This is a genomic window from Pseudomonas sp. W4I3, assembly GCF_030816195.1.
In the GTDB taxonomy this organism is placed as follows: domain Bacteria; phylum Pseudomonadota; class Gammaproteobacteria; order Pseudomonadales; family Pseudomonadaceae; genus Aquipseudomonas.
In genome coordinates, this window is record NZ_JAUSXS010000001.1 from 6034324 (window position 1) to 6049274 (window position 14951).

A 14951-nucleotide genomic window follows, 5' to 3' on the forward strand; every position below is an offset into this window, starting at 1 on the left:
CTAAAGAGGATCTTGTCCCCAGTCAAGGCAAGGCCCCGACCTCCCCTCCCGTCGAACCGGGGCATAAATGCCTCGATCCGACGAATGGGGTTGCCAGGGCCCGGACTTATTTATCGCAGAACTCAGTTACCGCTTGAGTTCAGCGCTTCGGTCAGTGCAGCTTCCACTTCACTGGCGCTCACGCGCAACGGCTTGTCAGCATCACGGCGGCGCTTACGCTCGCTGTGGTAAGCCAAACCGGTACCAGCCGGGATCAAACGACCCACGACCACGTTTTCTTTCAGGCCGCGCAGATAATCGCGCTTGCCGGTTACCGCTGCTTCGGTCAGTACTCGAGTGGTCTCCTGGAAGGAGGCCGCCGAGATGAACGACTCAGTGGACAACGACGCCTTGGTGATACCCAGCAGCACACGGGTGAACTTGGAAACGAATTTCTCGTCGTTCGCCAGGCGCTCGTTTTCCACCAGTACGTGAGTCAGTTCCATCTGGTCGCCCTTGATGAAACTGGAATCGCCGGATTCAGCGATTTCAACTTTACGCAGCATCTGACGCAGGATGGTCTCGATGTGCTTGTCGTTGATCTTCACGCCTTGCAGACGGTAAACGTCTTGGATCTCGTTGACGATGTACTTGGCCAGCGCACTTACACCCAGCAGACGCAGGATGTCGTGTGGATCGCTCGGGCCGTCGGAGATCACTTCGCCGCGGTTTACCTGTTCGCCTTCGAAGACGTTCAGGTGACGCCACTTCGGAATCAGCTCTTCGTACGGATCGGTACCGTCGTTCGGGGTAATGACCAGACGGCGCTTGCCCTTGGTCTCTTTACCGAACGCGATGGTGCCGCTGACTTCAGCCAGAATCGACGCTTCTTTCGGACGACGAGCTTCGAACAAGTCGGCAACACGCGGCAGACCACCGGTGATGTCTCGAGTCTTCGAAGTTTCTTGCGGGATACGCGCGATAACATCACCGATCGCGATCTTCGCACCATCCGCTACACCGACCAGGGCGTTGGCTGGCAGGAAGTACTGAGCGATTACGTCAGTGCCTGGCAGTAACAAGTCCTTGCCGTTGTCATCGACCATCTTCACGGCAGGACGGATGTCTTTACCGGCAGCTGGACGATCTTTCGCGTCGAGTACTTCAATGTTGGTCATACCGGTCAATTCGTCAGTCTGACGCTTGATCGTGATGCCTTCTTCCATGCCCACGTAGGTCACGGTACCTTTCATTTCGGTAACGATTGGGTGAGTGTGCGGATCCCACTTGGCCACGATTGCGCCAGCGTCGACCTTGTCACCTTCTTTAACCGAAATCACAGCACCGTACGGCAGCTTGTAGCGCTCACGCTCACGACCGTAGTCATCAGCGATTGCCAGCTCACCGGAACGGGACACAGCAACCAGGTGGCCATCCACTCGCTCAACGTGTTTGAGGTTGTGCAGACGGACAGTACCGCCATTCTTCACCTGAACACTGTCAGCTGCGGAGGTCCGGCTCGCCGCACCACCGATGTGGAACGTACGCATGGTCAGCTGGGTACCCGGCTCACCGATGGACTGGGCAGCGATAACGCCGACCGCTTCACCGATGTTCACCTGGTGACCACGAGCCAAGTCACGGCCGTAGCACTTGGCGCAGATGCCATAACGGGTTTCGCAGCTGATCGGCGAACGAACGATCACTTCGTCGATGCTGTTGAGCTCGATGAATTCAACCCACTTCTCGTCTACCAGAGTGCCGGCAGGAACGATAACTTCCTCGGTACCTGGCTTGAAGACGTCACGGGCAATGACACGACCCAATACGCGCTCACCCAGTGGCTCTACAACGTCACCGCCTTCAATGTGCGGAGTCATCAGCAGGCCATGCTCGGTGCCGCAATCGATCTCGGTTACAACCAGATCCTGGGCAACGTCTACGAGACGACGTGTCAGGTAACCGGAGTTAGCGGTTTTCAACGCGGTATCCGCCAGACCTTTACGAGCACCGTGAGTGGAGATGAAGTACTGGAGTACGCTCAAACCTTCACGGAAGTTCGCGGTAATCGGCGTTTCGATGATGGAGCCGTCCGGCTTGGCCATCAGGCCACGCATACCGGCGAGCTGACGGATCTGCGCAGCAGAACCCCGTGCGCCGGAGTCGGCCATCATGTACATCGAGTTGAAGGACTCTTGGTCAACTTCGTCGCCGTGACGGTCGATGACTTTCTCTTTCGAGAGGTTGGCCATCATCGCCTTGGAAACTTCGTCGTTGGCCTTGGACCAAAGGTCGATCACCTTGTTGTACTTCTCGCCCTGGGTTACAAGGCCGGAGGCGTACTGGCTCTCGATCTCTTTCACTTCATCGGTTGCAGCCGCGATGATGCGAGCTTTTTCATCAGGGATAACGAAGTCGTTAACACCGATGGAAACGCCGGAAATGGTCGAATAAGCAAAACCGGTGTACATCAACTGGTCAGCGAAGATCACGGTCTCCTTCAAACCAACCACGCGGTAGCACTGGTTGATCAGCCTGGAGATCGCCTTTTTCTTCATTGGCAGGTTGACGACGTCGTACGACAAACCTTTTGGTACAACCTGATACAACAGCGCGCGGCCGACAGTCGTGTCGACGATACGAACATTGCTCACGCTGCCGCCGTCACGGTCGTTGACGGTTTCGTGGATCCGAACTTTGACCTTGGCGTGCAGTGCGGCTTCGCCGGCACGGAACACACGGTCAACTTCCTGCAGGTCAGCGAACACACGACCTTCACCCTTGGCGTTGATCGCTTCACGGGTCATGTAGTACAGACCCAATACAACGTCCTGCGACGGAACGATGATTGGCTCACCGTTGGCTGGCGACAGGATGTTGTTGGTCGACATCATCAACGCACGCGCTTCCAACTGGGCTTCCAGTGTCAGCGGTACGTGCACGGCCATTTGGTCGCCGTCGAAGTCGGCGTTGTACGCAGCACAGACCAGAGGGTGCAGCTGGATAGCCTTACCTTCGATCAGTACCGGTTCAAACGCCTGGATACCCAGACGGTGAAGGGTCGGTGCACGGTTGAGGAGAACCGGGTGTTCGCGAATCACTTCAGCGAGAACGTCCCAAACCTCTGGCAGTTCGCGCTCGACCATTTTCTTGGCCGCTTTGATGGTGGTCGCGAGACCGCGCATTTCGAGCTTGCCGAAGATGAACGGCTTGAACAGCTCGAGTGCCATCTTCTTAGGCAGACCGCACTGGTGCAGACGCAGGGTCGGGCCTACGGTAATTACCGAACGACCGGAGTAGTCAACACGCTTACCGAGCAAGTTCTGACGGAAACGACCTTGCTTACCCTTGATCATGTCAGCCAGGGATTTCAGAGGACGCTTGTTGGAACCGGTGATAGCGCGGCCACGACGACCGTTGTCGAGCAAGGCGTCGACGGCTTCTTGCAACATACGCTTTTCGTTGCGCACGATGATGTCCGGAGCGGACAGATCGAGCAGGCGCTTCAAGCGGTTGTTACGGTTGATTACGCGGCGGTACAGGTCGTTGAGGTCGGACGTCGCGAAACGACCACCGTCCAACGGCACCAGCGGACGCAGGTCTGGCGGCAGAACCGGCAGAACGGTCAGCACCATCCACTCTGGCAAGTTGCCGGAACCCTGGAAGGCTTCCATCAACTTCAGACGCTTGGACAGCTTCTTGATCTTGGTTTCGGAGTTGGTTTGCGGAATTTCTTCGCGCAGACGGCCAATCTCGTGCTCCAGGTCGATAGCGTGCAGCAGCTCACGGACAGCTTCGGCACCCATGCGGGCATCGAAATCATCACCGAACTCTTCCAGCGCTTCGAAGTACTGCTCGTCATTGAGCAGCTGACCTTTTTCAAGGGTGGTCATGCCAGGGTCGATAACGACATAGCTCTCGAAGTAGAGAACGCGTTCGATATCACGCAGGGTCATGTCCATCAGCAAGCCGATACGGGACGGCAGCGATTTCAGGAACCAGATGTGGGCAACCGGCGAAGCCAGTTCGATGTGCGCCATGCGCTCACGACGAACCTTGGCCAGCGCAACTTCAACGCCGCACTTCTCGCAGATCACACCACGGTGCTTCAAGCGCTTGTACTTACCGCACAGGCACTCGTAATCCTTTACCGGGCCAAAGATCTTGGCGCAGAACAGGCCGTCACGCTCAGGTTTGAACGTACGGTAGTTGATGGTTTCCGGCTTTTTAACTTCACCGAACGACCACGAACGGATCATCTCAGGCGATGCCAGTCCAATACGGATGGCGTCGAACTCTTCGACTTGACCCTGGTTTTTCAGCAAATTCAGTAGGTCTTTCAAGGCCTTTCCTCCTGGCGGAGCAGAGAGCGGGCATCGCTGCCCCACTCTCGATTCGCGTCACGTGTTATTCGGTTTCCAGATCGATATCGATGCCGAGGGAACGAATTTCTTTGATCAACACGTTGAAGGACTCGGGCATGCCCGGCTCCATACGGTGATCGCCGTCCACGATGTTTTTGTACATCTTGGTACGGCCGTTCACATCGTCCGACTTCACTGTGAGCATTTCTTGCAGAGTGTATGCAGCACCGTATGCTTCCAGTGCCCAGACCTCCATCTCCCCGAAACGCTGACCACCGAACTGAGCCTTACCACCCAGCGGCTGCTGGGTAACCAGGCTGTACGAACCGGTAGAACGAGCGTGCATCTTGTCGTCTACCAAGTGGTTCAGCTTCAGCATGTACATGTAGCCAACAGTAACCGGGCGCTCAAACTTGTTGCCGGTACGGCCGTCGAACAGCTGCATCTGGCCGCTTTCCGGCAGGTCTGCCAGTTTCAGCATGGCCTTGATTTCGCTTTCCTTGGCACCGTCGAACACCGGGGTAGCCATTGGAACGCCGCCGCGCAGGTTCTTCGCCAGATCCAGGATTTCCTGGTCGGAGAAGGTGTCCAGCTCTTCGTTGCGACCGCCGATCTCGTTGTAGATCTCGTGCAGGAACTTACGCAGGTCAGCGACCTTGCGCTGCTCTTCGATCATACGGTTGATCTTTTCGCCCAGACCTTTGGCCGCGAGGCCCAGGTGGGTTTCGAGGATCTGACCGACGTTCATACGCGAAGGTACGCCCAACGGGTTGAGGACAACGTCGACCGGAGTGCCATTGGCATCGTGCGGCATGTCTTCAACCGGCATGATCACGGAGACCACACCCTTGTTACCGTGACGACCGGCCATCTTGTCGCCCGGCTGGATGCGGCGACGGATTGCCAGGTAAACCTTGACGATTTTCAGCACGCCTGGAGCCAGGTCATCGCCCTGCTGCAGTTTGCGCTTCTTGTCTTCGAACTTGTCGTCCAGCAGACGGCGGCGATCAACGATGTAGGCCTGAGCCTTCTCGAGCTGCTCGTTCAGAGCATCTTCAGCCATGCGCAGTTTGAACCACTGGCCGTGCTCAAGACCGTCGAGGATTTCGTCGGTGATGTCCTGACCTTTCTTCAGACCTGCGCCGCCTTCAGCCTTGTGACCTACCAAAGCGGAACGCAGACGTTCGAAGGTCGCGCCCTCAACGATACGGAACTCTTCGTTCAGGTCCTTGCGGATCTCGTCGAGTTGAGTCTTCTCGATGGACAGTGCACGAGCATCACGCTCAACGCCGTCACGGGTGAAGACCTGTACGTCGATGACAGTACCCTTGGTACCGGTAGGTACACGCAGGGAGGTGTCTTTAACGTCGCTGGCTTTTTCACCGAAGATGGCACGCAGCAGCTTCTCTTCCGGAGTCAGTTGGGTCTCGCCTTTCGGAGTGACCTTACCGACCAGAATGTCGCCAGCGCCAACTTCAGCACCTACATAAACGATACCGGCTTCGTCCAGTTTGTTCAGTGCAGCTTCACCCACGTTCGGGATGTCTGCAGTGATTTCCTCAGGCCCAAGCTTGGTGTCACGCGCCACACAGGTGAGTTCCTGGATGTGGATCGTGGTAAAGCGATCTTCTTGAACAACTCGTTCCGACAGGCAGATGGAGTCTTCGAAGTTGTAACCGTTCCAGGCCATGAACGCGATGCGCATGTTCTGACCCAGTGCCAGCTCACCCATGTCGGTGGACGGGCCGTCGGCCATGATGTCGCTACGCTGAACGCGGTCACCCTTACGCACCAGCGGACGCTGGTTGATGCAGGTGTTCTGGTTCGAACGGGTGTATTTGGTCAGGTTGTAGATGTCGACACCGGCTTCGCCAGTCTCAACTTCGTCATCGGCAACACGCACCACGATACGGCTGGCATCCACGGAGTCGATCACGCCACCACGACGAGCCACGACGCAAACGCCGGAGTCACGGGCTACGTTACGCTCCATGCCGGTACCTACCAGCGGCTTGTCGGCGCGCAGGGTCGGTACAGCTTGACGCTGCATGTTGGAACCCATCAACGCACGGTTGGCGTCATCGTGCTCCAGGAACGGGATCAGCGACGCTGCAACCGAAACTACCTGCTTGGGCGAAACGTCCATCAAGGTGACGTCTTCCGGCGCCTTGACGGTGAACTCGTTCAAGTGACGAACAGCTACCAGTTCGTCGATCAGGACTTTCTTGTCGTTCATCGTGGCCGAAGCCTGAGCGATCACGTGATCAGCTTCTTCGATGGCGGACAGGAATACGATCTCGTCGGTGACCAGACCCTCTTTCACCACACGGTACGGGCTTTCGAGGAAGCCGTACTGGTTGGTGCGCGCATAAGCGGCCAGGGAGTTGATCAGACCGATGTTCGGACCTTCCGGCGTTTCGATCGGGCAAACACGACCGTAGTGCGTCGGGTGTACGTCACGAACTTCAAAGCCAGCGCGCTCACGGGTAAGACCGCCAGGGCCCAGTGCAGAGACACGGCGCTTGTGGGTGATCTCGGAGAGCGGGTTGTTCTGGTCCATGAACTGCGAGAGCTGGCTGGAACCGAAGAACTCTTTCACCGCTGCAGCCACTGGCTTGGCGTTGATCAGGTCTTGCGGCATCAGGCCTTCGCTTTCAGCCATCGACAGACGCTCTTTGACCGCACGCTCAACACGTACCAGGCCAACGCGGAACTGGTTCTCGGCCATTTCGCCTACGCAGCGAACACGACGGTTACCCAGGTGGTCGATGTCATCGACAATGCCTTTGCCGTTACGGATGTCGACCAGGGTCTTCAGTACCGCGACGATGTCTTCCTTGCACAGCACGCCCGAACCTTCGATTTCGGTACGACCGATACGACGGTTGAACTTCATCCGGCCGACCGCAGACAGGTCATAGCGCTCAGGGCTGAAGAACAGGTTGTTGAACAGGGTCTCGGCAGCGTCTTTGGTTGGCGGCTCACCCGGACGCATCATGCGATAGATCTCGACCAGCGCTTCCAATTGGTTGCTGGTGGAGTCGATCTTCAGCGTGTCGGAGATGAACGGACCGCAGTCGATGTCGTTGGTGTACAGGGTCTCGATGCGAACGACCTGGGCCTTGGCGATTTTGGCCAGGATCTCGGTGTTCAGCTCGGTGTTGCACTCAGCCAGGATTTCGCCTGTAGCCGGGTGAACGATGACCTTGGCGGTCGTGCGACCCAGGACGTAGTCCAGCGGCACTTCCAACTCTTTCAGACCAGCTTTTTCAATCTGGTTGATGTGGCGCGCGGTGATACGGCGGCCAGCTTCAACAATGACCTTGCCCTTCTCATCCTGGATGTCCAGGACGGCAATTTCACCACGCAGACGCGAAGCAATCAGCTCCAGCTTGAGGGTTTCATCCTTCAGGCTGAATACGTTGGTGGTGTAGAAGGCGTCCAGCACTTGCTCGGTGGTATAGCCGAGCGCGCGCAGCAGTACCGAGGCCGGCAGCTTGCGACGACGGTCGATACGCACAAACACGCAGTCTTTGGGGTCGAACTCGAAGTCCAACCACGAACCGCGGTACGGAATGATCCGCGCGGAGTACAGGAGCTTACCGGAGCTGTGCGTCTTGCCGCGGTCGTGATCGAAGAACACGCCCGGGGAACGGTGCAGCTGGGAAACGATTACGCGCTCGGTACCGTTGATAACGAAGGTGCCGTTTTCAGTCATCAGTGGGATTTCGCCCATGTAGACTTCTTGCTCTTTGATGTCCTTGATCGCTTTGTTCGACGATTCTTTGTCGAAAATGATCAGACGGACTTTTACCCGCAAAGGTACGGCGTACGTAACACCGCGCAACACGCATTCTTTGACATCAAATGCCGGTTCGCCCAGGCGATAACCGACGTACTCCAGCGCAGCATTGCCGGAGTAGCTGATGATCGGGAAAACGGATTTGAAGGCCGCATGCAGGCCCACGTCGCGGAACTGATCTTTGGTCGCTCCCGCCTGCAAGAATTCACGATACGAATCCAGCTGGATAGCCAGAAGGTACGGGACATCCATGACGTCCGGCAACTTGCTAAAGTCCTTGCGGATACGTTTTTTCTCAGTATATGAGTAAGCCATCAGCGTTCCCCAGCTTGGTCACCTGCTTGTTTGGCCCTCCCGACGGGAGCAGCCAGAAAATCTTGCAAACCCCATGGTTTGCACCACCGCATCGGGTGGCTACAGCGCGTTAATGGCGGCGACCGAGTCGTCAGCCAAGAACGGAAAAAGGCCGGTGGCAAGAGCCACCAGCCATCAGCCTTCAGCTTAAAGCTTGGGCTGGAGACGCAAGGTCGATGCTTACTTCAGCTCGACTTTAGCGCCTGCTTCTTCCAGAGTAGCTTTGGCTTTGTCAGCGGCGTCTTTCGACACTGCTTCCAGAACCTGGGCAGGAGCGCCGTCAACTACAGCCTTGGCTTCTTTCAGGCCCAGACCGGTCAGTTCACGTACTGCCTTGATCACGTTTACTTTCTTCTCGCCAGCTTCCAGCAGCATGACGTTGAATTCGGTTTGCTCTTCAGCAGCGACAGCAGCAACAGCTGGGCCAGCGGAAGCAGCGGCAGCGGAAACGCCGAATTTTTCTTCGAAAGCTTTGATCAGCTCAACAACCTGCAGAACCGACATTTCAGCTACGGCGTTGAGGATATCGTCTTGGGAGATAGACATTGCTGTATTTCCTGAATTGGGGGACGGCCTACGCGGCCATCGAAATAAACAAAAATACGCGAGAGAAGTTGATCAGCCTTAGGCTGCGGCAGCTTCTTTTTGCTCGCGAACTGCAGCCAGAGTACGAGCCAGCTTGCTGGTAGCGCCTTGAATCACGCTCATCAGCTGCGAAATGGCTTCGTCGCGGGTCGGCAGTGTTGCCAGTACGTCGATTTGGTTAGCTGCGAGGAACTTGCCCTCGAACGCAGCTGCCTTGATCTCGAACTTATCCTGACTCTTGGCAAATTCCTTGAACAAACGGGCAGCAGCGCCTGGATGGTCTTTGGAAAACGCGATCAGAGTCGGGCCGGTGAACACGTCATTGAGAACACTGTATTCAGTGTCAGCAACAGCGCGCTTGAGCAAGGTGTTACGTACAACACGTACGTAAACGCCAGCTTCACGAGCCTCTTTACGGAGTCCGGTCATAGCGCTTACTGTCACACCACGGGCATCAGCCACGACAGCGGACAGAGCAGCTTTGGCAGCCTCGTTGACTTCAGCGACGATGGCCTTCTTGTCTTCGAGATTAATTGCCACGGGTTTAACTCCTGCTTGTTACCGTTTCATCCGGCCTAGGCCTGATGTCGTTTTGGTGTCTGATTCGGTAAGGAACCGGGAGCACCATCTGCGTAGGCTTGTTGGTTTAAGACTTGCGTCGCCTACGGTCTTGGATAGCCCCCGCCAGGCAGGGACCCCAATCTTTCAATTGGCGCAATCACTTGCGCCAACTTGTGTCTTATACGTCCAGCGAGCCTTGGTCGATGACCAGACCTGGGCCCATAGTGGTGCTCAGGGTAACGCGCTTGACGTAGATACCTTTCGAGGAAGCAGGCTTGATACGCTTCAGATCAGCGATCAGTGCTTCAACGTTTTCCTTCAGCTTGACGGCATCAAAGCCGACCTTGCCAACGGAGGTGTGGATGATGCCGTTTTTGTCGGTGCGATAACGAACCTGACCAGCCTTGGCGTTTTTAACCGCGGTAGCTACGTCTGGCGTTACGGTGCCGACTTTAGGGTTAGGCATCAGGCCGCGTGGACCGAGGATCTGACCCAACTGACCTACAACACGCATTGCATCCGGGGAAGCAATAACGACGTCATAGTTCAGGTCGCCGCCTTTCATTTCGGCAGCCAGGTCGTCCATGCCAACGCGATCAGCGCCGGCAGCCAGAGCAGCTTCAGCTGCCGGGCCTTGGGTGAAGACAGCAACACGTACAGTCTTGCCAGTGCCGTGTGGCAGCACAGTAGCGCTACGAACGACCTGGTCGGATTTACGCGGGTCAACACCCAGGTTCACAGCAACGTCAACAGACTCGCTGAACTTGACAGTCGACAGCTCGGTCAGCAGGGCAGCAGCGTCTACAAAGCTGTAGGACTTGCCTGCTTCGATTTTGCCGGCGATAGCCTTTTGGCGCTTGGTCAGCTTAGCCATTACACACCCTCCACGTTAAGGCCCATGCTACGAGCAGAACCGGCGATGGTACGCACGGCTGCATCCATATCAGCTGCAGTCAGATCCGCGTTTTTGGTTTTCGCGATTTCTTCCAGCTGAGCACGAGTCACAGTGCCAACCTTAACGGTGTTCGGACGAGCGGAACCGCTAGTCAGACCAGCAGCTTTCTTCAGAAGAACCGAAGCCGGAGTCGACTTGGTTTCGAAAGTGAAGCTACGGTCGCTGTATACAGTGATGATCACTGGAGTCGGCAGACCTGGCTCAAGACCCTGAGTACGGGCGTTGAAGGCCTTGCAGAATTCCATGATGTTCACGCCGTGCTGACCCAGAGCTGGACCGACGGGTGGACTAGGGTTGGCCTGAGCGGCCTTCACTTGCAGCTTGATGTAAGCGGTAATCTTCTTGGCCATGAGGCACTCCAATTACGGGTTCAAGCGCCTCGAAAGGCTCCCCGGTTACTTGCGCGTTTATCCCAGTGACGACAAAACCCCACAGCCTAGGCTGCGGGGTTGGGATGCTTGCTCAGCTAGACCTTTTCGACCTGACTGAACTCCAACTCTACCGGAGTAGAGCGACCGAAAATGAGCACCGCCACTTGGATCCGGCTCTTTTCGTAGTTAACTTCTTCGACGGTGCCGTTGAAATCAGCGAACGGACCATCCGTGACACGAACAACCTCACCCGGCTCGAACAACGTCTTCGGCTTAGGCTTGTCGCTACCGTCAGCAACACGACGCAGAATTGCTTCTGCTTCTTTATCAGTGATCGGCGCAGGCTTATCAGCGGTACCGCCAATGAAGCCCATGACACGAGGAGTATCCTTGACCAAGTGCCAAGTACCTTCGTTCATGTCCATCTGTACCAGCACGTAGCCAGGGAAGAACTTACGTTCACTCTTGCGCTTCTGGCCATTCCGCATTTCAACCACTTCTTCAGTGGGAACCAGAATTTCGCCGAAGCCATCTTCCATGCCTGCCAGCTTTACGCGCTCCAGCAAAGAGCGCATAACATGCTTCTCGTAACCCGAGTAAGCATGCACAACGTACCAACGCTTAGCCACGGGACACCCTTAGCCAACAATCAAGGAAACAAGCCAGCCGAGCAGGGAATCAAGCCCCCACAACAGCAACGCCATAACCAGAACAACAGCCACGACAATCAATGTGGTCTGCGTGGTTTCTTGGCGAGTCGGCCAAACGACTTTACGAATTTCGGTGCGAGCTTCCTTTACCAGGACCGCGAAAGACTTGCCTTTAGCAGTCTGCAGGCCTACAAAGGCAGCTACAGCAGCAAGAGCAAGCAAAGCGAGGACACGGTACAGGATCGGCGAAGCAGAATAGTACTGATTGCCAACAACGCCTACGACCACCAAGGCGACTACAGCGAGCCACTTGAACAGATCGAAACGAGAGCTTTGAGCTTCAGCCTTAGGAGTCATCTATGAAGATCCTGTGAAAAGAAAGCCAGATACACCACGTGAATCTGGCAGGTCAGGAGGGAATCGAACCCCCAACCTACGGTTTTGGAGACCGTCGCTCTGCCAATTGAGCTACTGACCTAAAACAAAATCAGGCCGACCATTATGCAGGCCCGAAAAAGACTTTACAACAACCAACCCCAACAGACTTGAAATCAACTGACGGCCAGCGCCAGAAACAACACGATACAAGCCGAGGCAGCTGTTAAAACAAAGGCAGATATTCTCATATCTGCCTTGTCATATGGAGCTCTTGAGCGGATTTGAACCGCTGACCTCACCCTTACCAAGGGTGTGCTCTACCAACTGAGCTACAAGAGCGAAACACCTTGCACAACCTGCAAACTTGGAGCGGGTAGCGGGAATCGAACCCGCATCATCAGCTTGGAAGGCTGAGGTTCTACCACTAAACTATACCCGCGGAGCTTGCAGCTCACGCTAAAAATGGTGGAGGGGGAAGGATTCGAACCTTCGAAGTCGTAGACGTCAGATTTACAGTCTGATCCCTTTGGCCGCTCGGGAACCCCTCCTAAGCGAGCCGGCATTTTACATCACGCCGACCTTCTGTCAAGCATTTTCTCATTTAAATTATGAGGTTAGCTGCATTGACGTCGCTTCCCACCAAAGCCCTCTAGAGGTCTTCACTGCGAAGCGGGCGCCATTCTATGCAAACTATTCGAGAGTTGCAATGCCTTCGCACAGCATTATTTTATGTTTTAACTCATTGAATTCCTTAGCAAGGTTTTCAAAGGGCAGATCATCCGCCAGGCGCCTGCTTTCTGGGGCCACGCGAAGCCAGTAACCGCCAGCCTCAGCCGTGTTCAGCAATTGAACCTTGACCTTTATATCCAGGCTGGTGAGGCGCTGCTCGACAGTTCGCGCCTGACGCTGATCGCTGAACCCGCCAATGTACAAGCAGGTATTTTGAGCATCAGACGCTTTCGGCCGATCCCTTCGAGCCATTGCGTCGGAAGATTCACTCAGCAACCTGATGTCTTGCTGGGAACCACGATAAAGACTCAGAGGAGTGACGTCCTTGGCGCGCAGCGGCGCCTCTTGCTGATGCCATATGTAATAGAAGACGTTGAGGATCAGTAGAAGCAGAAACAACCAACGCATAAGCACCTCAGGGCAAAGGACACGCCATTGCCAGACCAATGAATACCAGATCCGGAACAAGCCGCGCCTGCGGCACAGCGTCGAAAACCAGATCAGCATCTCCGCCTGTCAGGAATACTGTGAAGTCATCGCCCCAATAGCCCCTGGCGAGCTCAATCTGGGTCAGTACAAACCCCCTCAGCATCAGCGTACAGCCACGCTCGACCGCCTCGGCAGTCGTACGCCCAGGCGAAAGACACTCCATAGCGCGCTCAGCAGCAGCATCGTCGTAGCGTATCTTGCGTGTATGCGTGCGCAGCTGGTTGCGCATAAGAGGTAGGCCAGGGCAAATGAAGCCGCCCAAATGCTCGCCATCGGCACCAATGAAGTCTGCAGTCGCCGCAGTACCAAAATCCAGCACCAGACAAGCGCCTGGCGCTAATTTGTGGCCACCAAGGATCGCCAGCCAACGATCAAGGCCAAGCCGCTCAAAATCGTCATAACCGTTTCGGACGCCGGCCATTTCCATCGCTGACGTAGCGCATGAAACAGTAACGCCAAAAGCCTCAATCAATACCTCGACCAGCTTGCTTGTTTCCTCCAGAGCGCGAACACTCACCAACCGGCAACGCGTCAGCAAAATATCTGGCACCGCATTCAGACTCTCAATCAACGCGGTATTCGAACCGACGACGCCTTCGGCAAAAGCATCCGCCCTATCGATATCAAGGACTCGCCATTTTATAAAGCTATTCCCACAGTCGAGCTCAAGAATCATCACGCAACCTCAGGCTTAACTCACCACCGCTGTATGTTTTTTCAACACCGTCAACGCTCAAGCGCAACGCTCCTTGAAGATCAACACCAAGTACCACCCCATCAACACGATTCACACCTGCGATGAGCGATACCGCCTGACCTTGCCACGCATGATTTTGCTCCCATTCTTCCTGGAGAGCCGCAAAGCCAGACTCCCTGTGCCGATCCAGGTAGTGCTGGAGCTGCAAGCCAACCTGAGCTACTAGGGCGTTACGGTCAGCGGCAGCCCCCGTTTCAAGCTGCACCGACGTCCATTGCTGGTCAACCTCATCAGCTTTCTGCATATTCACGTTGACGCCGATTCCGACAACCACATGACAGATATCTGCCGGATCTCCCATCAGCTCCAGCAATATTCCAGCGATTTTCTTTCGTCCGACCAATACGTCATTTGGCCATTTCAATACGGCGCCCTGAACACCCGCCGCTCGCAAGGCCTGGATGACCGCTAAGCCAACAACAAGACTCAGCCCCTCCAATTGCCGGAGGCCATCCTCAATACGCAGCACAAGACTGTAATAGATGTTTTGGGCGAATGGGCTGACCCACTTTCGACCGCGCCTGCCCCGCCCGGCCATCTGCTGCTCAGACAGCACCAGGAACGGCGCCGCCTGCGCAATACCAACCAAGCGCAACGCCTCTGCGTTAGTGGAGTCAATCGAGTCGTATATGTGAATAGGCCACTGCAATGAGGGCGCACTTCGCGATATTTCTTGCGCATTCAGAAACACCAGCGGAGATGCTAACCGGTAACCCTTACCCCGCACTTTATGAATAGGTAGATTCAATTCTGCTTCAAGAAGCTGAAGCTGCTTCCACACAGCGCTGCGGCTGACACCAAGGGCTACCCCCAGCGCCTCTCCGGAATGGAATCGGCCATCTTTCAAGAGTTCTAACAGCGTAAGCATGCAGGTATCGCCTCACAATGAGGCACGCATGATAGCCATGCGAAGAGGCATTGCATAGAAAGGCCGCGCGCCATCAGGGGTGATGAATGCTATCGGTATTTTTCGACCA

At 55.7% G+C, this 14951-nt stretch carries 11 protein-coding genes and 4 tRNA genes; all 15 read right to left on the reverse strand.

Going from position 1 to position 14951, the window contains the following annotated elements; all coding sequences use genetic code 11:
* Positions 1 to 122: 122 nt before the first annotated feature.
* Complete coding sequence (gene rpoC / locus QF045_RS27590; RefSeq protein WP_306494824.1) at positions 123 to 4322, reverse strand: DNA-directed RNA polymerase subunit beta'; 4200 nt, start codon at positions 4320 to 4322, stop codon at positions 123 to 125.
* Between the two features lie 64 nt (positions 4323 to 4386).
* Complete coding sequence (gene rpoB / locus QF045_RS27595; RefSeq protein WP_124388410.1) at positions 4387 to 8460, reverse strand: DNA-directed RNA polymerase subunit beta; 4074 nt, start codon at positions 8458 to 8460, stop codon at positions 4387 to 4389.
* Positions 8461 to 8679: 219 nt separating this feature from the next.
* Positions 8680 to 9045 (reverse strand): 50S ribosomal protein L7/L12, encoded by a 366-nt coding sequence (gene rplL, locus QF045_RS27600; RefSeq protein ID WP_003176432.1) that lies wholly within the window; start codon positions 9043 to 9045, stop codon positions 8680 to 8682.
* A 78-nt stretch (positions 9046 to 9123) separates the two neighbouring features.
* Positions 9124 to 9624, reverse strand: coding sequence for a 50S ribosomal protein L10 (rplJ, locus tag QF045_RS27605; RefSeq protein ID WP_306494825.1), 501 nt, complete (start codon positions 9622 to 9624; stop codon positions 9124 to 9126).
* Positions 9625 to 9823: 199 nt separating this feature from the next.
* Complete coding sequence (gene rplA / locus QF045_RS27610) at positions 9824 to 10519, reverse strand: 50S ribosomal protein L1 (RefSeq protein WP_028618134.1); 696 nt, start codon at positions 10517 to 10519, stop codon at positions 9824 to 9826.
* Entirely contained in the window at positions 10519 to 10950 is a 432-nt protein-coding gene (gene rplK / locus QF045_RS27615) for a 50S ribosomal protein L11 (protein WP_003176435.1), read from the reverse strand. Before rplK ends, rplA begins: the two co-directional genes overlap by 1 nt.
* A gap of 116 nt (positions 10951 to 11066) precedes the next feature.
* Complete coding sequence (nusG, locus tag QF045_RS27620) at positions 11067 to 11600, reverse strand: transcription termination/antitermination protein NusG (protein ID WP_003176436.1); 534 nt, start codon at positions 11598 to 11600, stop codon at positions 11067 to 11069.
* A 9-nt stretch (positions 11601 to 11609) separates the two neighbouring features.
* Entirely contained in the window at positions 11610 to 11978 is a 369-nt protein-coding gene (secE, locus tag QF045_RS27625) for a preprotein translocase subunit SecE (RefSeq protein WP_005791990.1), read from the reverse strand.
* Between the two features lie 45 nt (positions 11979 to 12023).
* Positions 12024 to 12099: transfer RNA gene (locus tag QF045_RS27630), tRNA-Trp, on the reverse strand.
* A 163-nt stretch (positions 12100 to 12262) separates the two neighbouring features.
* A tRNA-Thr gene (locus QF045_RS27635) sits at positions 12263 to 12338 on the reverse strand.
* 26 nt (positions 12339 to 12364) lie between these two features.
* Positions 12365 to 12438, reverse strand: a tRNA-Gly gene (locus tag QF045_RS27640).
* Positions 12439 to 12462: 24 nt separating this feature from the next.
* Positions 12463 to 12547: transfer RNA gene (locus tag QF045_RS27645), tRNA-Tyr, on the reverse strand.
* Positions 12548 to 12689: 142 nt separating this feature from the next.
* Positions 12690 to 13136, reverse strand: a complete 447-nt coding sequence (locus QF045_RS27650; protein WP_306494826.1) for a hypothetical protein — start codon at positions 13134 to 13136, stop codon at positions 12690 to 12692.
* Positions 13137 to 13143: 7 nt separating this feature from the next.
* A complete protein-coding gene (locus QF045_RS27655) occupies positions 13144 to 13893 on the reverse strand; it encodes a pantothenate kinase (protein ID WP_306494827.1) in 750 nt (249 codons plus the stop codon).
* Positions 13883 to 14842, reverse strand: a complete 960-nt coding sequence (birA, locus tag QF045_RS27660; RefSeq protein ID WP_306494828.1) for a bifunctional biotin--[acetyl-CoA-carboxylase] ligase/biotin operon repressor BirA — start codon at positions 14840 to 14842, stop codon at positions 13883 to 13885. The genes QF045_RS27655 and birA overlap by 11 nt, the downstream gene beginning before the upstream one ends.
* Positions 14843 to 14951 lie beyond the last annotated feature (109 nt).